Annotated in this window: 14 protein-coding genes; 2 read left to right on the forward strand and 12 right to left on the reverse strand. The window is 31.1% G+C overall.

Annotated features, from left to right (window positions below):
* Position 1: 1 nt before the first annotated feature.
* Both FHQ18_RS02490 and FHQ18_RS02495 read right to left on the reverse strand, forming a co-directional pair.
* The gene (locus tag FHQ18_RS02490; RefSeq protein ID WP_223144568.1) at positions 2-901 is read right to left on the reverse strand and encodes a glycyl-radical enzyme activating protein; all 900 of its coding nucleotides are present in this window, start codon (positions 899-901) and stop codon (positions 2-4) included.
* Positions 894-1,577, reverse strand: coding sequence for a GntR family transcriptional regulator (locus FHQ18_RS02495; protein WP_149265594.1), 684 nt, complete (start codon positions 1,575-1,577; stop codon positions 894-896). Before FHQ18_RS02495 ends, FHQ18_RS02490 begins: the two co-directional genes overlap by 8 nt.
* A 110-nt stretch (positions 1,578-1,687) precedes the next feature.
* Between FHQ18_RS02495 and FHQ18_RS02500 the strand changes: the two genes are divergently transcribed.
* Together FHQ18_RS02500 and FHQ18_RS02505 are read left to right on the forward strand one after the other, a co-directional pair.
* A complete protein-coding gene (locus tag FHQ18_RS02500; RefSeq protein ID WP_149265595.1) occupies positions 1,688-2,374 on the forward strand; it encodes a DUF2231 domain-containing protein in 687 nt (228 codons plus the stop codon).
* 9 nt (positions 2,375-2,383) lie between these two features.
* The gene (locus FHQ18_RS02505; RefSeq protein ID WP_149265596.1) at positions 2,384-2,626 is read left to right on the forward strand and encodes a ferritin family protein; all 243 of its coding nucleotides are present in this window, start codon (positions 2,384-2,386) and stop codon (positions 2,624-2,626) included.
* A gap of 45 nt (positions 2,627-2,671) precedes the next feature.
* Here FHQ18_RS02505 and FHQ18_RS02510 read toward each other — a convergent pair whose 3' ends face one another.
* The 10 genes from FHQ18_RS02510 to FHQ18_RS02555 all read right to left on the reverse strand — a co-directional run bounded on the left by FHQ18_RS02510 (position 2,672) and on the right by FHQ18_RS02555 (position 19,769).
* A complete protein-coding gene (locus tag FHQ18_RS02510) occupies positions 2,672-3,265 on the reverse strand; it encodes a peroxiredoxin (protein WP_149265597.1) in 594 nt (197 codons plus the stop codon).
* A gap of 381 nt (positions 3,266-3,646) precedes the next feature.
* A complete protein-coding gene (locus tag FHQ18_RS02515; RefSeq protein ID WP_149265152.1) occupies positions 3,647-4,660 on the reverse strand; it encodes an IS110 family RNA-guided transposase in 1,014 nt (337 codons plus the stop codon).
* A 434-nt stretch (positions 4,661-5,094) separates the two neighbouring features.
* Positions 5,095-7,590 (reverse strand): BamA/TamA family outer membrane protein, encoded by a 2,496-nt coding sequence (locus tag FHQ18_RS02520; protein ID WP_149265598.1) that lies wholly within the window; start codon positions 7,588-7,590, stop codon positions 5,095-5,097.
* A complete protein-coding gene (locus tag FHQ18_RS02525) occupies positions 7,559-10,951 on the reverse strand; it encodes a translocation/assembly module TamB domain-containing protein (RefSeq protein WP_149265599.1) in 3,393 nt (1,130 codons plus the stop codon). The genes FHQ18_RS02520 and FHQ18_RS02525 overlap by 32 nt, the downstream gene beginning before the upstream one ends.
* Positions 10,952-12,595, reverse strand: a complete 1,644-nt coding sequence (locus FHQ18_RS02530) for an N-acetylmuramoyl-L-alanine amidase (protein ID WP_246798622.1) — start codon at positions 12,593-12,595, stop codon at positions 10,952-10,954.
* On the reverse strand, positions 12,570-15,383 hold the full coding sequence (gene uvrA / locus FHQ18_RS02535) for an excinuclease ABC subunit UvrA (protein WP_149265873.1): 2,814 nt from the start codon (positions 15,381-15,383) through the stop codon (positions 12,570-12,572). Before uvrA ends, FHQ18_RS02530 begins: the two co-directional genes overlap by 26 nt.
* Complete coding sequence (locus tag FHQ18_RS02540; protein WP_149265600.1) at positions 15,376-16,905, reverse strand: flagellar assembly protein A; 1,530 nt, start codon at positions 16,903-16,905, stop codon at positions 15,376-15,378. Before FHQ18_RS02540 ends, uvrA begins: the two co-directional genes overlap by 8 nt.
* Positions 16,902-18,053 carry a GAF domain-containing sensor histidine kinase gene (locus FHQ18_RS02545; RefSeq protein WP_149265601.1) on the reverse strand — a complete coding sequence of 384 codons (1,152 nt, stop codon included), beginning with the start codon at positions 18,051-18,053 and terminating at the stop codon, positions 16,902-16,904. The genes FHQ18_RS02540 and FHQ18_RS02545 overlap by 4 nt, the downstream gene beginning before the upstream one ends.
* The gene (mqnC, locus tag FHQ18_RS02550; RefSeq protein WP_223144569.1) at positions 18,050-19,093 is read right to left on the reverse strand and encodes a cyclic dehypoxanthinyl futalosine synthase; all 1,044 of its coding nucleotides are present in this window, start codon (positions 19,091-19,093) and stop codon (positions 18,050-18,052) included. Before mqnC ends, FHQ18_RS02545 begins: the two co-directional genes overlap by 4 nt.
* The gene (locus FHQ18_RS02555) at positions 19,083-19,769 is read right to left on the reverse strand and encodes a metal-dependent hydrolase (protein WP_149265603.1); all 687 of its coding nucleotides are present in this window, start codon (positions 19,767-19,769) and stop codon (positions 19,083-19,085) included. The genes mqnC and FHQ18_RS02555 overlap by 11 nt, the downstream gene beginning before the upstream one ends.
* Between the last annotated feature and the right edge of the window lie 177 nt (positions 19,770-19,946).

Consider the following 19,946-nt stretch of genomic DNA (forward strand, 5'->3'; position numbering starts at 1 on the left):
ATTATCCCCCTACAGTTACATCAAAATTATTTTTTTCAAAAAACTGCTTAAATTCTTCTACTCTCTCTTTCTCAAGAGTAAGGGATTCATCCAAAAGATAAGCCATGTTTAGTCTGCGATATTTTTCAAGCATAATGTTGTGATACGGTAAGATATCCACACCAGATACATTCTCAATTTTACTAATAAATTTTAAAAACATCTCCCAATCGCTCTTGGAATCGTTTATCCCCGGAATTAAAGGAATTCTAATCCTAATCTCTTTTGCAATTTTTGATAATCTTTCCAGATTTTCTAAAATCAATCTATTAGACACCCCGGTATACTCTTTATGCCTTACATCATCCATTATTTTCAAATCATAAAGATACGTATCAATATACCTATTACACTTTTCTATCTTTAAAAATTCCACATATCCACAGGTATCCACAGAGGTATGCCAACCTTCACTTTTGGATGCTTTTAAAAGTTCATATAAAAACTCAAACTGAACAAACGGCTCCCCTCCTGAAAAAGTAACTCCCCCTTTAGAATATCCGTAAAATATCTCATCTTTTTTAATTTCATCGATAACTTCTCTCACGCTCATCTCTTTGCCCACTGTCTCAATGGCATTTGCAGGACACTCCTCTATACATATCCCACAAAAATCACAGACATCGCTCAAATGCATGCTTTCATCTATTTTTATGCTATTTTTTGGACAAACAGATTCACATGACTTACATTGAATACACCTATCCATGTAAAAAATCATTTGAGAAGAAAGCTTTTGACTCTCCGGATTATGACACCATAAACACTTTAATGGGCAACCTTTAAGAAACACAGTGCTTCTGATACCAGCACCATCATGAACAGAGTATTTCTTAATATCAAATACTATCCCTTTAATCATCTGTCATCTCATTGAAATAGTACTGTAAAATATATTTTTTCTGCACCTCAAAGGACCAATGCACATCACGGATATAATCAGCAGCTTTAACAAATTCTCCCATTCTTAAAAATTCCACAATTTTGGCATGTTCATTTAAAGAACTGTATTCCCAGTCAGGCACATAATCTTTTTTACGAGGAAAATCGTAAAGGCGTTGTTTACAAACTTCCAAGGTACGCAAAAGCGGTTTGTTGCAGCTTTTGTTTAGGTATACATTATGAAATTCTACATTTTTTTCATAGTATAGATCAAAATCATCTTGATCGAGAGCCTGCTTCATCTCATCATTTAACTTTTCCATTTTATCAAAATCTTCAGAAAGCATTTTATCAGCTACACTTAAGAGAGCAGAACTTTCCAATCCACCAATCATTTCGTAATAATTTTTTATATCATCCAACGTTAAATCATTAACAACAATCCCTCTTCTTGGTAAGATTTTTACAAAACCATCAATTTCAAGCTGTAACAAGGCATCTCGAAGAGGAGTTTTGCTAATACCAAGCATAACAGAAAGTTTATTCACGTCTATAAAATCACCTCTTTTCAGCCTGCCTTCATTAATTTCATTTTTCAGATAATCATAAACCTGCTCTCTGAGAGATTTTGTATTGAGCACTTTATACTCTACCATAACTATCACCCCTTCCTGATATCTGATATATCAGATATCAGTATAGATTTCAATAGAGCTTTTGATAGTATCACAATTTTATGATAAAATTTAATTTATTAGGAGATGTTATGAAAAGAGATGAAGTAAAAGAATTTAACGGAGAAAACGGAAAACCCGCCTACATCATATATAAAAACAAAGTTTATGATGTAACTAACAGTAAACTCTGGAAAAATGGTAAACATGCAAATAGACACTCTGCCGGTGAAGAGCTTACCGATTTTATTAGTATGGCGCCTCATACTGAGGAAGTGCTGCAAAGATATAATATAAAATTTGTCGCCGAGTTGGAAGATGATATTGAAAAAGTAGAAGATAAAAAAGATAAATTTAGAGTCTTATATACAAAACTACATCCCCATCCAATCTTTATACATTACCCAATGGGAATTTTTTACTTTGGTTATTTCATGCTTTTATTGCATTTAATTACAAGAAATGTTTACTTTGAAAAAGCATCATATTATGCACTTGTCTGCGCATTTTTATCAATATTTCCTGCTGTTTTATCAGGTATCCTTAGCTGGTGGTTAAATTATGAAGCAACATTCACCAAAATATTTAAATACAAAATTGTTTTCTCAATTTTACTTAGCTTGATATCCTTTTTAACTCTGATTATCAGGTCTTCTCATCCTGATTTATCCTCAACTTCTGGTATAATATTTTATATTTATTTTTTCTTATACACTTTAATCATTCCTACGCTTACTTTTATTGCGTACAACGGTGGTAAAATAACTTGGCCAAGTTAGGAGTATATTATGGATAAAGATAAAAAAGAAAAAATTAGAGCCATTGAAGAAATGATACAAGTAGTATTACTCAGAATTCCCAAAGAAGTTGAAGCGATGAAATTCTACCTTTCTGCTGCTAAAAAAGCAACATCTGAAAAAGCAAGAAATCTCTTCCAGAATTTAGCAGAACAAGAAAAAGGGCATGAAGCAGAATTAAAAAGAATATTATTAGAATTAAAAGATGAACTTAGAAAAATTAAAGAAAAATAAAAAAGCCGTCCGAATAGGTCGGACGGCAAATTTGGGAGGTTCTATTTAGAAGTGCCCCTGTGGAACCTTTTTAAAGAACTCTTTCATCTTCTCTGGATCTGGAACCATTGTCTCTTTTCCTGGCTCCCAACCCGCAGGGCATACTTCACCATGTTTTTTTGTATACTGAAGAGCATCCAAGCTTCTTAAAATCTCTTTAACATTTCTACCGATACCTAAATCATGAATAAGTTCAAACTGAACCACACCATCAGGATCAATGATAAATGTAGCTCTCAATGCCATACCACCTGGCAAAAGTACACCATAATCTTCAGAAATCTTCTTTGTAAAATCAGCTACAAGAGGATACTTAATATCACCAAGTCCACCTTCCTCTCTCGGAGTATTGATCCAAGCAAGGTGTGAAAACTTACTATCGGTAGAAACACCAATAATCTCACAATTTCTCTTTTGAAACTCTTCATACGCATCACTTAAAGCTGTAATCTCAGTAGGACATACAAATGTAAAGTCAAGAGGATAAAAGAAAAGAACAACCCATTTTCCTCTGTAATCCTCAAGCTTAATCCTTTTAAATTCCTTGTTTACTACAGCATCTTCTTCAAAAAGTGGCGCTTTTTTTGTCACTAAACTCATCTTAGTTACCTCCTCATGTTTTATTTATAATAATTCTAATTAAAACAACTGCGTTTGTCAAGACTTTTTTTAAGATAAATTTTGTCTTATTTTAGTTGGCTTATAAAAAACGCCAACTAAAATAAAGATGTTCTTTATCGCCCTAAAAAAATCTTTCTAATTTTCAAATAATTTTATAAAAATTGTGGAAAAATGGGACAAACTAAGTAAAAAATATGAGGTCCTGGCGTCACCCCATTTTTTACAAAACTTTTTTTAATGAGTTTGTGGGAAAACATTTTTCGGGTTCAAGTTCCCATAAAACCGCCATGGATGGCGGTTTTAGAGGAACTTGCCTCGGAACAAAACTGGACGTTTTGTGAGAATGTTCCGTGTTAATTGTCAACCATTTTCTGTAACCTCTGTTAAATTTTTTAAATATTCTGGATCATATGGCCTACCGTTTTTTAATACACCAAATATTTGCCTTATCAATTTATTCGCTACTGCTATTATCGCCAATTTCTTCGCTTTACCTGATGATAAAAGCCTTCTATACAAATTTGAACAAAATTTATTATACCGTATCGCTGACAATGAACATACAAACAATATCTTCCTTATATAAGCATTTCCTCTCCTTGATATATGTCCCCTTCCCCTTACAGATGTCCCAGATTCCCTAATAGAAGGACACAAACCTATATAACTAACAACCTCCTTCGCCCTCTTGAAATTACGAAAACACTCCAATTTGCCCAACACTATCGACGCTAACTTCATACCTACTCCAGGAATACTCATAACTAACTCATATTCCTCTCTATAACGACTTTTCAACAAAACCTCTAGTTCCTGCTCCAATTTCTTAATCTTGCTCTTATAGGCGGAAATTACATCTTTATAACACGATATAACCTCTTCTTGTTCATATGGCAATTGGCTAAATCCCTCTATCTGATTATTCAATCTATTTATCTGAGATTGAAAATCCTCTATTGCTTTTAAACGACTATCTATCTCATAATATAATTCATCCTTAGGTTTAAATCTCCATTTATAACCATATTCCAGCCCATATTCCGCTATCAATTTGGAATCCGATTTGTCTGTCTTTGCCTTCCTTAAATTCATATCTGAATATTTCTTTATTGACATCGGATTAGCTACACTTACTTCGTAACCTAACTCCCTACTCAAATGGGTGGCTAATTTTAAATGATATACTCCTGTACTTTCCATCATAAAAAGTACTTTCGACCAATCTACTCCTTTTACTTTCTTAAGAAAATCTTTAGTAAAAGATCTTACACTATTGCTCGTCTCGTAATACTTGTGCGTAGATCCATCATAAAAACTTATTGACAATGTCGACTTTGATACATCAATACCTACCACATTTTCAAATCTTCTCATTTTATAATGTCTCCTATATTTTTTCTTGAGCTTTGCTTCCCTTTATACTATCATCGCAACATAATACAGGCTCGTAGCCTAATGTTCCGTCCAGTATTTGGAAAGCTGAAGGTGGGGACAACATTCTCAACGGTTTCTTACAACCAATGAGAAAAATGTCCTTGTTCACCTTCAGTGCTCCATACATTACATAACCTTTTTTTAACTCTTTGTTAATTGTTTATTCCATATTTCTAATATACGATGAGAAAAATGTTTTCCCACAAACAATTCAACATAATTTATTGATATATAATTATAATTCAAAACAGTCTCCGAAAAAATGGGGTGACTCCAGAAAAATATGAGGTCTAATTGACAAACCCCTGCCCTTAGCAAGCAAAGCAGAAGCAGTTATCAGACATCGGCCGGATAACCTACTAAGCTTTGTTCTTTTAGAAAACCCTACCAAAGGTAATGTAAAAGGCTTGTGATTTTTTTTCACTGAAAAGATAATTGTTAGCATAACTCAATTTTAAGGGGCCAATAGGTGTTCTCAACTCAAAAAGTATTCCTAAATCTTTATATTTAAAAATATCATTGTAACCATCATTCGCATTGCCAGCTTCAAAAAATAGACCTATCAATACATTTCTTTTAATTAGTTTATTAAAAGTTACCTCATTATAAAAATAACTTTTCCCACCATAAATCTTACCCGTAGAATCTTCTTCTCCAATATCATCTACACCGTACCCTTTCATCATCTGCGGTCCCCCAAGCGTAAAACGATAACTTAAAGGTATGGAATTTTCATTACCAAATAGTTTTCCACTTTTTAATACGATTGAGAATAAGTATTTCTCATTAAGTAATGACTTAAAGAAAGTACTTCCAACGTTTGCTTTGTAAAAAAAGGATTTTTCCACATTTTTATATATATTTCCATAAAAACTAAGCGCATAACCATTTAATGGATTTATGAACATATCAAAGTCTTTTAGAGTAAAGCTTCCACCAATTCCTACTATCTCCTTTTTTTCATCAATCCTATTTTGAAGTTGTAAATCATACTCTAAATTATACTCTCTTAACTCATCAAACATAAGGTTTGTTGAAATAGTTTTATCAATATAGTTTTTCGAAAGTTGAATAACAATTTTTTTTGAGTTGATTTTGTAATGATTTTCTTTTTTATATCTGTAAGTAAAACTTAGTTCATCATAGATATCTTCACCAAGATAATTATAACCCAATAAATTCAGACTCCCCCTTTCTTCATCCATAGATTTAAAAAGAACTAAATTAAGATTGTGATTAAGAAAATCGAATCTTTTATATCCCACATAGGCATTTAATCCACTCACAGAGGTAAAGCCAAAACCACCATAAATCTGATTTCTATTCTCAACTTTATTATATATAGCAATTAAAGCTTCATCCTCATTAATTGGAATTACAGCAACAGAACTTTCTTTATAAAAACCAACTTTTTTTAAATAATTTCTAATCTTATCTATCTTATACTTTGTAATTTTATTATCTTTCTTAAAATACCTTTTAACAGCTAATTTATAAATGGCTTGCCTATCGTAATAAATCAATTTTTTTAACTTGTATTCCTTTAAGTCCCCTTTAAAATATAAATCAACCTTGTCCCCTTTTACTTCAAACTTTTCAAAATTCACATATCTAAAAAAATATCTATTATCATACTGCTTTATTAATTCATTTTTTATTCTTTCAATATCACTGAATTTAATAGAACTCAAATTTAAAGGTACTCTTTCATTGTTTAAAAAAACCTCTCCAATCTTACATTGTTTCCCAAGACTGATATCAACATATAATTCATAGACTGAAATATCTTCTTTGGCATAAGCACGTTTAATTTTCGGATTACAGTAACCTTCATTAAAAGCAACTTTTTTTAAAAGAGATGCTAATCTGTTTGTATCTAAATCAAATACACTCGTTTTCAAATAATCAAATATATCTGTTTCAATTTTACTATTTTTAGGAGTAATATTAAGCTTAATATCAATATGCTTAAAAAATTTATCAAAAAAAACTGATATAAGAATGATGTTATCCTTCAGTTCTACATCAACGTAACCATTTTCATAACCTAGTGATCTTAATAAATCAGTACTTTTTTCTTTAAAAAAACCCACATAAAAACTATCTATACGCTCAACATTCTTAACAAAAAGTTTAATAATTTCCTTTTTAGTTTTTCTATCAACAACCCCTTTGACTACAATGTTGTATTTTTCCCCCGTATCCACATTTATCTTTAATTTCACAATCTTATGAAAAAATGGTAAGACAGAAATAATACTACTGATAAACTTATCTTTATTGAAAAAAGGGTAATTGTATTTTACATATTCAATACTGTAATTAATTTTTGCATCAAAATAACCATTCTCTCTTAATTTTTCTTTAATCTCACCTATTACTTCATTAAGTTTTTTCGTAGAAAAAATTTTAAAAGGCATCATCTTATATTTGAATGGAACATTGGTTAACTCAATCCCACTAATGATATATAAATCACCCTCTTTGATATCAATAACACATTTATTATTTTTCAAAGTAAAACCAACTTTTGCATCAATATAACCATTATCCTTATAAAACTTTTCAATCCTTTTTACTGCAGCTTGAGCTTCATCTTCCACAATTTCTTTTCTTCTAATTAACGCAACCCTTAATAGAGTGCTATCTAAATAAACGTAATTCCCTTTTAAAGTAACCGTATATTTTTTTAAATTAGCACTTCTAACAGCACAATTTTTATATAATATTGTATTTTCGAGTCTAAAAATATCTTTTATTTCACTGGCAACTTGATACCCGTATTTTTGACATAAATCTTTCAAGTCACCATTTTCAAAAGCAAAAATGTTCGAAATACTAAAAATCAGTAAAAAAAGTAATACCCGCACCAGAGCCCTCTTTGTTAGAATAAGTTATATTGAATTTTAACCAATCAAATAATAAATATTCCCCTATTACAAACCCCTCACCCTTCCCCTCTGTATCCACCAAATATTTTATTTCTAACCTATCAGAAAATTTGCGACCTATTTTAAAATAATCTTTCATTTTTGTTCCTGAAACTGAAGTCTCTTCCAAACCAATTTTATTTATTCCAAGCAATTTTTCCGTATATCCTGTTAACTCCCTTAATAAAGATCCTGTAAAAAATGATGATATTACGTTCTTTGATTGGGTTCTTGCTTTATTAAAAATATTCTCTCTACTATTTGGATTTAAGTCCTCAATTTCCACAGTATAATCAGGCAAAAAACCATAAATTTTTATCGTTAGATAACTAAAACTCCCAGTTCCCACTGCTTTTGTATAAATATAAGGTGGTCTATCACCTTCAATTTTTAAATAACCTTCCTCTACAAAAAATTTTTCATTTGCAATTCTCAAATATGACTCAACCGACTTGATTAACCCAGTTACATCTAGCTTACCTTTTTTATATACCACATTCAATCTCACAAAAGCCTTTCCATCCACAAAATCATCAATCAACTTAACAGGTTTTACACTGTATATATGAATATCAAAATCAAAAGGAAAATCTAATTTTTCAGATGAAGTTGAAATCGTTTTCATTTTCTTGTAATTAAAAATACCTTTAGTAATAAAGAAATCCCCCTTAATTTCATTCTCACCTCTGTTTTTAGTGATATTAACATTTAAAACACCTGAAAATCCGTCTTTGGAAACAAATATATTTTTACCCGTTAAAATCATTTTATACTGACTCAATTGGTACAAATTTTCGGAAAAAATAGAAACCCTGATATATGTATCAAGCTTCTTACCAATTAAATAAGCGCTAATCCTTTTACGATTAATATTCAGATTAAAAGATATAACATCTACATTCAAATAAAGCTCGGGAACATTTATTACACCTTTGCCATACACGTCAGCAAAAATCTCAAAATTTTCATAATCACCTGTTATTAAAAGCTCACCTTCACTTTGAAGAACAACAAAATTTTCAAAATTAATTCTTTCAGGAACTAATTTCAAATTAAAGTTTTTAGAGGAAAAAAACCCTTCCTTGATTTTCAAATTTTTAAAATAGTCACCCGATAAGTTGCCTCCCTTTAAAATTAAAATTCCATCTTTATAATTACCTCGCAAATCATTCAATTCCACCATATAGTTTCCATAATAAATTAAAGACTTTGTTGAGCTAAAATTAAAATTTTTCAAATCTTCAGATTTCAAATAAATAAATGAACTAATCTTAACATCCTTTTCAATATTGTAATTATTAATGGCTATTACACCATTTAACATCTGTAAATCAGTTATATTAAAATCACCTTTTACCCCTTCATCATAAAATTTAAGCTTTAAATTATTGAGATTCCCAGATAAAAGAGCTTCAAATTTGCCTAATTTTGTATGTATAACGTTACCGCTTGCCAATACCTTCGGGTCTAAAAGATTTCCCTTAACTTTTATACTCAAACCTGCAATCTGAAACGCTTCATATTTATATTTAAAGTCTTTATCTCTTATGGAAAAATTAACTTTGTTGTGTTTAAAATCTATATAACCTGGGTTTTTATATTTCTTGTTTTTATAAACAAGATTATCAATATGTAGTCTATTACTTTCGTAACTAAAATTAATTTTCAAAGAATCAATATCTTTAACCTTATTTACCTTTCCTTTTACAAAAACTTTCGAATCAACAACCTTGATAGCGGTTTCACCACTAACAGGGAAATTTATCCAGCTTTTAACACCAAAATAACCAAGCACTTCATTAAAAGGCAATCTATCAACCTTAACTTTATATTCATTAAATTTTTTCTTAATTTGTCCAACCACTGAAACCTTACCCCTTTGAATAAAGCCTATAACCTTAAAATCGAGAATCCCCTTATCAAACTTGAAATCCCCGTTATAGTTACTGATTTTCAAATTATGATACTTCGTAGGTGACAACCCTTTAAAAACACCCTTTGCAACAAAACCTTCATTATTTAGTTTAAGTTCAAAAGATATGTTTATATGATGAGAAAAATTTAGTAATTTTATTAACTCTTTATTATTTTTCACCACCCCATTAAAAAATAATTTCAAAGACTTCCCTTTGTAACTCCCATGCCCCTTTAATTTTGCACTACTACTGTTTATAAAAATATTTTCCATGAAAATATCGGATCCAGTTGTACGAAACTCTAAATGTGTTCGATAATCTTCCGCACCTATAATTACAAAATCGGCAGTACCTATTTTTTTAAAAAAATGAAAATCATAACTTCCATTTTTTATGGTGAAACTTCTCTCTTTATCTTGATGGATAACCAATGGTTTATTAAATAAAACTTTTCCCTCTAAACTCTTTAAATCTGTCCTTCCAAAAGCTGCTATATCAATATTTCGATACTGAAATTTTTTAATTGCATAATGAAGATCATTCAATGTACCTTCAAAATTCCCTTTTATTAGGACAGGATCATTTCCATAGTAAAGCTTTTCCGTAACAACTTCAGCATTAATTTTTCCATCTGTTATCTTACCTGTTATTTTTGTATTTCCTGTTAACTTACTATCAAAAAGTTTCAAAAAAGCTGTTCCAAAAGTAAACTGAAACCTGGCTTCATACCCTTTTTTTCCCAAATATCCACTAAACTTTCCATCTATATCTATACCTTGAACATTAGCATTCTGAATTAATAACTTACGTTTAAATAATTTCCCGTTTAACTCAAAGTTGATATCATTGATTTTTAACTTCTTTTCAAAAACAGAAAAATTCCGTAAAATTATTTGAAATCTATCTTTGTTTTGAACATTAAGCTTTTCAATAACAATACTATCTTCAGACTCTTTTTTAACAATCAAATCTTCAAAACTTAAACTTCTGATAATATAAAAAGGAAATGGGGCATCAAATAAAAATTTTATATTAGTTTTTCCTCTTTTATTCTCTTTAATTACATAAACGATATCTTTAAAAGAAAGGTTAACAAAAGGTTTTTTGGAAAAAAAAGCTCTTAAGTTTAACTCACAACTTCCTTCTTTGAAAAATAATGAACCTTTTTTAGTTTCAAAGTAAACATCCCCCACATCAAGATATATCGGCAAAAAAACTCTTTTAACTTTTCCGATATGAATAACTACCTTATCATCAAAAGTTTTTGAGATGTAAAAATTTAAAATCTGAGCTGAAAAAATATTTAAAAGCAGCAATATAATAAAAAAAAATAGAATACTACCAAGAATAAAGTGTGTCAGTTTAAGAAAAATTTTTTTTAGCATCTATCTGCCGTTATATTTATTAATATATTTCATTAACCCTTTAAATATACCTTCTGCAATCTCCCCTCTGTATTTCTTAGTAGCAAATTTTCTTGCTTCTACTTTATTACTTAAAAAGCCTGTTTCTATAAGAATTGAAGGCATTTTAGCTCCAACAAGGACATAAAAAGGTGCCTGTTTTACACCTAAACTATTCTCTTTAATATGATAAACCAAACTATCCTGAACGCTCTTTGCAAGAATCAGAGACTCCTCAAGCTTAGAGTTCAATATAATATCCTTTAAAATACCCTGAAGATCTGAAAGGGATTTCTCTGTTGCCTGGTTTTCAAAGGCAGCCACTTCCAGTGCAGATTTATCTTTAGTTACATTCAATACGTATGTTTCCACACCTTTAGCTCTCCGATTTCTACTTGCATTAACATGTATTGATACAAAAATGTCAGCTCTATTTTTATTTGCAAACGCAGTCCTTTCCTCAAGAGGAATAAAGATATCCCTATCCCTTGTCATCAGTACTTTCAGTTTTGTGTTTTCCTTAAACAGTTTTCTCAAATGAAGCCCCACATCCAGAACAATATCTTTTTCTTTTAAACCGTAATAGTTACATCCTGGGTCTTTACCACCATGCCCTGGGTCTATAACAATAGTTTTTATTTTCAAACCGAAAACCGATGCTAATGTATCAGAATAATTACCTTCTTTATTAGAATTGTTTCTTCTACTCGCCAGTATTGACTTATTCGCTTCACCGGTAACGTCTATTACAATTCTTGCAGGGTTTATCAATTGAAAAACTGAGAATTCTTTTACTGAAATAGTATCAAGAACTACTCTCGTAACACCGTCTTTAAATCTTCCCCATCTAATCCTGCTAATTAATCCATCTTTAACATTAATGACTTCAGGGATATTTCCCACAACACTTGAATTGTAAATATCTACAAAAAGTCTCGGTGGTAGATTAAGCTTTTCATTTTTCTTTAACCAATGTTTTTCAAATTTAGCTGGTTTATTCAAATCTATAACAATTCTCGTGTAATCCTCATTACTCCAATATCTTATCCCTTTGATATTAACGTTTTTTGAATTATTACTTGTATATGCCGTTTTTCTAACACTACTTTTGATTTGCTTAGGTTTTGTATTTTTTTCTATCTTTGCTAATAGTTTTTTTGCATCTTTAACCTTCGAGCTTCTTGGATATTTTGCTCTCAATTTTTTAATCATATACTTTGCGCTAACATAGTCTTTCTTCAAATAATAAATATAAGCTGCTTTATAATAAGCATCCGCTGCCCATCTTGATTTATAGTTTGCAGCTAGCAGTCGAAAATATTTCAGAGCATTAGTCAAATCGTTTTTATTCTTAAATCTGTAATAACTTTTCATATAAGTTTTTGCACAAAGATATAGAGCATCATCAGCTAAAGATGAACGTGGAGCTTTTGCATAAATTTTATAAAACTTTTCTGCCGTTAAAATGTAAGACTGTCTTGACACTCTTCTTGATTTTTCAATGTACCGCAGATCCTTTTTCGCAGAATTATACTCATCAATCAGATCTGCAAATGCCAGAGAACTGAAAAGCAGAAATACTAGAGTAATAATAAAAAATTTATTTCTGAACATATAATTTTTCACTTAAATACTTCCCAGTATAAGACTCTTCACACAAACAGCATTCTTCAGGTGTCCCCTGAAACACAATTCTACCACCTCTATCCCCACCTTCAGGCCCCAAATCAATTATATAATCGGCACACTTTATCACATCCAAGTTGTGCTCGATTATTATAACGCTATTTCCATTATCCACAAGTCTATAAAATATATTTATCAATTTCTTTATATCATCCATATGCAAACCGGTGGTTGGCTCATCGAAAAGATATAGGGTTTTGCCGGTCATGCGTTTCATTAGCTCTTTTGCAAGTTTTATCCTTTGAGCTTCTCCGCCTGATAAGGTCGTGGCGGGTTGACCAAGTTTTATATACCCAAGCCCCACATCCCTCAAAATCTCAAGTTTGTTTTTCAGTTTTGGAATATTTTCAAAAAATTCGTATGCTTGATTTACTGTCATATCAAGCACTTCTGCGATATTTTTACCTTTATACCTAATATCAAGTGTATCTCTGTTGTATCTCAAACCATGACACACATCACACTTTACATACATATCGGGTAAAAAATGCATTTCTATCTTTATATACCCTTCCCCCTGACAATTTTCACACCTACCCCCCTTCACATTAAAACTGAATCTTCCCATTTTATATCCACGTTTTTTAGCATCAACAGTCAATGCAAAAATTTCTCTGATGTCTGTAAAAACTCCAGTATAAGTGGCTGGATTTGACCTAGGAGTTCTGCCAATGGGACTCTGATCAATATCTATTACTTTATCAATATTCTCAATACCTACAAGGTCTTCACAGTTTTCTTTTCTTACATTTTGCCCTCTCAACTTTCGCAAAATAGAGTCATAAAGGACATCTATTACCAATGAGGACTTACCAGAGCCACTCACTCCCGTTATACAAACAATTTTTCCTAGAGGTATCTCAATATCTATATTCTTAAGATTATGTCTTTTTGCACCAATAATTTTAAGGCTTTTACCATTACCTTTTCTTCTTTTTTCAGGAACTTCGATTTTTAATCTTCCAGATAAATAGCTGCCGGTTAAAGAATTTTCCGCTTTCATTAGTTCTTCAGGTGTCCCAGAAAATACCACTTCACCACCCTTTCTACCGGCGTATGGGCCCATATCTATTACCCAATCAGCTTCTTTGATGGTATCTTCATCATGTTCTACCACTAATACGGTATTTCCTATATCTCTTAAACCCTTAAGAGTACTTATCAACCTACCGTTATCCCTCTGATGTAAACCAATACTCGGCTCATCAAGAACATAAAGGACACCGGTCAACCCTGCACCAATCTGGGTAGCCAGTCTTATACGTTGTGATTCGCCCCCACTTAACGTCCCTGCCTTTCTATCCAGCGTTATGTAATCAAGTCCCACATCCAGCAAAAACTTCAACCTTCTTTTAATTTCTCTCAATATCTTATCAGCTACGGAAGCCTTAAATCCTTCAAATTTTAATTTACTAACAAAATCATGTAACTCTTCAATAGTCATTGAAGAAATTTCAGCAATATTTTTTCCACCTACTTTAATTGATAAAGACTCTTTTTTTAATCTTGTACCGTTACACGTTTCACAAGGCATCTCTGACATAAACTGTTTTACGAAATCCACATCACTTTTTATCCCGGAGTAAAGTCTTTCCTTCAAATATCCGATAACACCATCAAATTTCTTTTTATAGAAGACCTTCTTCTCACCTTTAAAAGTAAAGAGTTCTAACGGCTCATCCACTCCATAAAGAATTATTTTCTTCTCATCATCTGTTAACTTTTTAAATGGTTTATTCAAATCTATCTTATATTTTTCACTCAATGCTATCAATGTATTGTAAAAATAGAAATCATCTAGTTTCTCCCAGGGCTTTATTGCTCCTTCCCTTATAGACTTATCCTTATCAGGCACAATTAAATCTATATCAAAAATCATCTTTTCTCCGATCCCATCACAAACAGGGCATGCTCCATAAGGGTTGTTGAAAGAAAAAATTCTTGGCTCAATTTCAGCAAAACTTACATTACAATCCGGGCAAGAAAAATGTTCACTATAAAGTGTTTCATTCTCTTCGTTTCTAACTTTAACAAGTCCTTCAGCCAACCTCAAAGCCACTTCCACAGAATCGGTAACCCTTCTTTTGATATCTTCCTTAATTTTAATTCTATCCACCACCACAGATATGTCATGCTTGACATTTTTATTTAACTCAATCTCATCTTCAAACCTTACCAGCTCTCCATCCACATATCCCCTTACAAATCCATCTTTTAAAAGCTTTTTAAAAAGTTGTTTATATTCCCCCTTTTTGCCTCTTACTATTGGCGCAAGGATTTCAATTTTGCTTCCTATGGGAAATTTTAAAATATTATCCACAATCTGCTGAACAGAATACTTTTGTATAAGTTTTCCACAAGATGGGCAAAATACATCTCCAACCCTTGCATAAAGTAATCTGAAATAATCATAAATTTCTGTCACAGTTCCCACTGTAGACCTTGGATTGCTGCTTATAGTTTTCTGTTCAATACATATGGAAGGGGACAAATATTCTATAGAATCCACATCCGGTTTTTCCATCAACTCTAAAAACTGTCTTGCATAAGCTGACAGTGATTCCACATAACGCCTTTGCCCTTCAGCATAAAGCGTATCAATGGCAAGGGAAGACTTACCAGAACCACTTACACCAGTAATTACTACAAGCTTGTTTTTAGGAATATCTACATCAATATTTTTAAGATTGTGCTGCCTAGCCCCTCTTACTAAAATATGATCAATCATCTGTTTCATTAAGCCCTTCTAAACTCACCCAACCTACTTGATTATATTTTGGCTCTAAAAAATATAATCCTTTTTTTATTTCTTCAACATTCTTTGTTGATGCATTACAAATTTGTATTTCAATACCAGTGCGAATAACACCTTTTACCCTTATTTTTGCCTTTTCATTATATAAATTATCTTTCAACATCTCTATATTTCTTTTGATTTCATCTATCTTCATTACAATCTTTTTTCTTAGAATTATCATCTGTTTTACTTTATTATTATTCAAAACATTTTCATCTTTTAAATTTAATTGCTTCAATGTAGCATCAATTTTATTTAAGTTTTGAGTATATTTTTCCAGCTCTTTTTCTAATATTCTTAATCTTTCAATATAAAAAGGATTCACTCCCACAACAATTCTAAACTTTTCACTTCCTTTAGCTCCTAATTTATTACACTCTATCCCCCCATATGACTCTACTTCTCCACCAGCAATCTGTCCTTTTCCACTTGTAGCAATAATTTTGCCTCCAGCCTTTGCCATACAATTAAGCATATAATTATTAACTATGATATCACCTTCAGCATAAAGTTTAGCATTTTCTGCAAAATTAAAAACAATATTTTTCTTAGCATAAATTTTATTTCTTAATTTTCCTTTTATTCCTGTCTTTATATAAATATTTTCATCAGCAATGAGTTCTGCATCTTCACACACACCATCTATCACAATATCCTTTGATGCTCTTATCTTAAAATCACCCAAAACATCCCCTAAGACATGCACAGTGCCAACAAAATTTATGTTTCCTGTTTCATAATTTACTTCTTTTACTGTGTATACGGGATATACTGCAATTTTATTTTTTTCAAAAACTACATAACCATCAATACTAGCTATATATTTCCGTCCATTTTCTACAACATCTACTCCTTCAATCACTGTAATCTCAATATCTTTCCCCTCTTTTGCAGGGATCACAGCTCCTTTAACTGTTATTCCAGGCACACCTTTTGTAGGTAAAATCTTCGTTAATAGTAAATCTCCTTTTTTAACATTTATAATCTTACCTATTTCTTTAAAGTCTACTTTTCCATCAAAATTATTATTAGCAGGTTGTAATTTTTCATTAAAATTTATTATCAATTTTGCATCTTTTCCATGTATAGATTTAAAACCTTTAGAAACTATTATGTTTGTAATTATATAATTTTTTTGAAAAATATTATATGCTTCTACTAATCTATCCATAATAATTTCTTTAACACCTTCTGATTTTATAGCTTCGATTATACTATCAATATCTAAATTTTTTCCATTAATTGCTGGAAATAATGAAATTTTAAGGACCAAATCATTATCTAAAAATTTTAATTCTAGTTTAGCATCAATTACTTTATCTGTAAAAATATCTGCTTCAAGAGAATCGTCATTCTCGTAAATATTAAATTCACTTTCATCAAGCTGATACTTATTTTTTAAAATCTCAATAAATTTATTTTTCTCATCTTTATTTAAAAAATAAAGTTTCATTTAATAACCGGCAGTTTAATAATAAATTTTGTATACTCCCCTTCTTTAGAATCAACCATAATTTCTCCATCATGGGCCTTGACTATCTCTTTTGCCACAGCAAGCCCCAAACCGGTCCCCTTTAGCTTACCAGAAGTAAAAAATGGATCAAAGATCTTTTCCAGGTTTTCCTTTTTAATACCAATCCCGTTGTCATATACCTCAAAAATCAAAAATTTATCATTTTTTCTAACATCAATTCTGATTATTCCTACTCCATATAATGCTTCAACAGAATTATTTATTAAATTCATAAAAACTCTAAAAAGCTTTTCTTTATCTATAACTATTTCTTCATCAAAATCACAATTAATTTCGAATTTGATATCTAGAAACTTAACCATAATTTTTGTGTGCTTTTCTATTAATGAAAGAAATTCAGACAACCTTACACGCTCTCTAGTCAGCAAAATACTGTTTCTTGAAAAATCTAAAACATCTAATGTTAATCCATATATAATTTTTAGTTCTGTAACAACTGAATCAACATACTCTCTAAGTACTTTATTATTTGAAATTTCAATCTCTAACAGCTCTAAATAGCCTTGAGCTACATTTAAAAGATTTTTTATATCGTGAGCAATAGATGCTGTAAATTTACCGATTAATTTTAACTTTTCACTTCGTTTCTCCTCTTCGTACAACCTGAATCTTTCTACAGCCAAAGCACATTGAGATGCTATATATTTACCAATTTTGACATCCTCCACTGTAAAAAAATCGTTTTCTTTATCAGTTACATTTAAAACACCGATAACTCTTTCACTCGTTTTAAGAGGGATACACATGTATGATTTTGCCGAATAACCCAACTCTTTTTTCACGCCATCTGCATAATTCACTACAATCTCTTCACCGCTAGCTGCCACTTTCCCACTTATCCCCTCACCAAGATTGATACAAATATTGCTATAATCAAAATTTAGACCCACAGCTGCAACAATTTTTAATTTATCATTTTCAATAAGCATGACAGAAACTCTTTTAACTTTTAAATAAGTTTTCGCTAAATCAATAATTCTCTGCAATAAACTATCTACATCCTTGGTTTTATTCATAATTTCTGCTATTTCAACAAGGATATCCAACAAGTCCCTTTTTTCTGTCATTCAAATACCCTTAAAATTTCATATTGCATATTTCTCTGGGCAGGAATAAATCCAGCCCTTTTGATATTATGCACCATATCCTCCAAGCTTATTCTATAGGTGGCACCACAGGCAGCCACCACATTTTCTTCAATCATTAAACTTCCAAAATCATTGCCACCAAAATAAAGTCCTATCTGACCAATTTTAGGCCCTTGGGTCACCCAGGAAACCTGAATATTTTTTATATTATCAAGGTATATCCTTGAAAGTGCTAACACTTTTAAATACTCATAGGCAGTGACATGTTCACCACCCAATTCGGTATTATCAGGCTGAAATGGCCACGGGATAAAAGCTGTAAAGCCGCCTGTTTTATCTTGTAATTTTCTAATTTTATCCAAATGTTCCAAAATATACTCTATACTATCACCTTTTTTAAACATCATTGTTGCAGTAGTTTTCAATCCTAATTTATGGGCAATCTCCATCACCTTTAACCATAGTTCTGAATTGATTTTATTTGGGCTAATTCTTGATCTCTCACTATCCACCAATAGCTCTGCTCCGCCACCAGGTATTGAGTCAAGTCCGGCTCTAATGAGTCTTTCCAGTGTCTCTTCTACAGATAAGCCAGCCATTTTAGATATGTGAATTATTTCAGGTGGGGAAAACCCGTGGATCCATATATTCTGATCTTTTATAAATTTTAACATATCCTCATAAAATTCAATACCAAGCTCAGGATGCAATCCTCCTTGTAATAAAATCTGAGTCCCACCCAGCTCTTTTGTTTCATCTATCTTTCTTTTTAAAGTCTCTTTATCCAACACATAAGCATCTTCATCTTCTTTATCTCTGTAAAATGCACAAAATTTACATTTGCATACACAAACATTTGTATAATTTATATTTCTATCAATAACAAATGTTACAATACCATCTGGATGTAACTCTTTTCTTATATTATTTGCAAGCTCACCAAGCTCCATTAAATCAGAATTTAAAAATAGCTTCGCAGCATCCTCTTTTGATAATCTTGTAATAGTATTATAGCTCATATTCTTCATTAACCTCCAGAATAATAGGCTCTACACCATGTTCATTACATTTTCTCTTAAATATATCCATATCAACAGTTATTATATCCCACGTATTATAATGTACTGGTATAATTCTTCTAACATTTAAAAGTCTAGCTGCATGTATTGCTTCTTCAGTATTCATCGTAAAATTATCACCTATTGGAAGTACTGCAATTTCAGGTTTTAATAATTCACCAATCAGTTCCATATCTTTAAATAGTGCAGTGTCACCAGCAACATATATGGTTTTACCATCAATATTTATAACAAATCCAGCTGGACTGCCCGCATAGATTATTCTGCCATCCTCCATGATTGATGAAGAATGAACAGCTGGTACCATCTTAACCCAACCGAAATCAAAATTTTTCCTTCCACCTATATTCATAGGAACAATTTCATTTATTCCTTTACTTTGTAAATATGCTGTAATCTCAAAAATTGCTAATACTGGTACATTTTTCTTTTTTGCCAAATAAACAGTATCTCCAATATGATCTGGATGTCCATGAGTTACCAAAATATAATCAACTATAATTTCATCTATATCAACCTTAGCCACTGGATTTCCTTTTATATAAGGATCTATAAGTAATTTTTTTGAACCATCTATTAAAATTGCAGCATGCCCTAACCATTTTATCTTTACCATAAAATTCCTCCAGTTGCTTTTTATTAAATTATAACTAAATAGATATATTACTTCAAGGAATAATCAGACTGGAGTCCTCCCAATTATAATAAATCGTACTATTCACAAAAATTGAGGAAATGTAATTATCTTCGTTGTAGATGTATTAGGGGTAGTAAGAGTAGTAAGGGAACTAGG

It is taken from the genome of Deferribacter autotrophicus (assembly GCF_008362905.1).
GTDB classification, from domain to species: Bacteria; Chrysiogenota; Deferribacteres; order Deferribacterales; family Deferribacteraceae; genus Deferribacter; species Deferribacter autotrophicus.

Coding starts and splice junctions, on each gene's coding strand:
- FHQ18_RS02500 (WP_149265595.1), top strand. CDS start 1,688: ATGAAAAGAGATGAAGTAAAAGAATTTAACGGAGAAAACGGAAAACCC.
- mqnC (WP_223144569.1), bottom strand. CDS start 19,093: ATGAGCTATAATACTATTACAAGATTATCAAAAGAGGATGCTGCGAAG.
- FHQ18_RS02525 (WP_149265599.1), bottom strand. CDS start 10,951: ATGCTAAAAAAAATTTTTCTTAAACTGACACACTTTATTCTTGGTAGT.
- FHQ18_RS02555 (WP_149265603.1), bottom strand. CDS start 19,769: ATGGTAAAGATAAAATGGTTAGGGCATGCTGCAATTTTAATAGATGGT.
- FHQ18_RS02545 (WP_149265601.1), bottom strand. CDS start 18,053: ATGACAGAAAAAAGGGACTTGTTGGATATCCTTGTTGAAATAGCAGAA.
- FHQ18_RS02510 (WP_149265597.1), bottom strand. CDS start 3,265: ATGAGTTTAGTGACAAAAAAAGCGCCACTTTTTGAAGAAGATGCTGTA.
- uvrA (WP_149265873.1), bottom strand. CDS start 15,383: ATGATTGATCATATTTTAGTAAGAGGGGCTAGGCAGCACAATCTTAAA.
- FHQ18_RS02495 (WP_149265594.1), bottom strand. CDS start 1,577: ATGGTAGAGTATAAAGTGCTCAATACAAAATCTCTCAGAGAGCAGGTT.
- FHQ18_RS02540 (WP_149265600.1), bottom strand. CDS start 16,905: ATGAAACTTTATTTTTTAAATAAAGATGAGAAAAATAAATTTATTGAG.
- FHQ18_RS02505 (WP_149265596.1), top strand. CDS start 2,384: ATGGATAAAGATAAAAAAGAAAAAATTAGAGCCATTGAAGAAATGATA.
- FHQ18_RS02490 (WP_223144568.1), bottom strand. CDS start 901: ATGATTAAAGGGATAGTATTTGATATTAAGAAATACTCTGTTCATGAT.
- FHQ18_RS02515 (WP_149265152.1), bottom strand. CDS start 4,660: ATGAGAAGATTTGAAAATGTGGTAGGTATTGATGTATCAAAGTCGACA.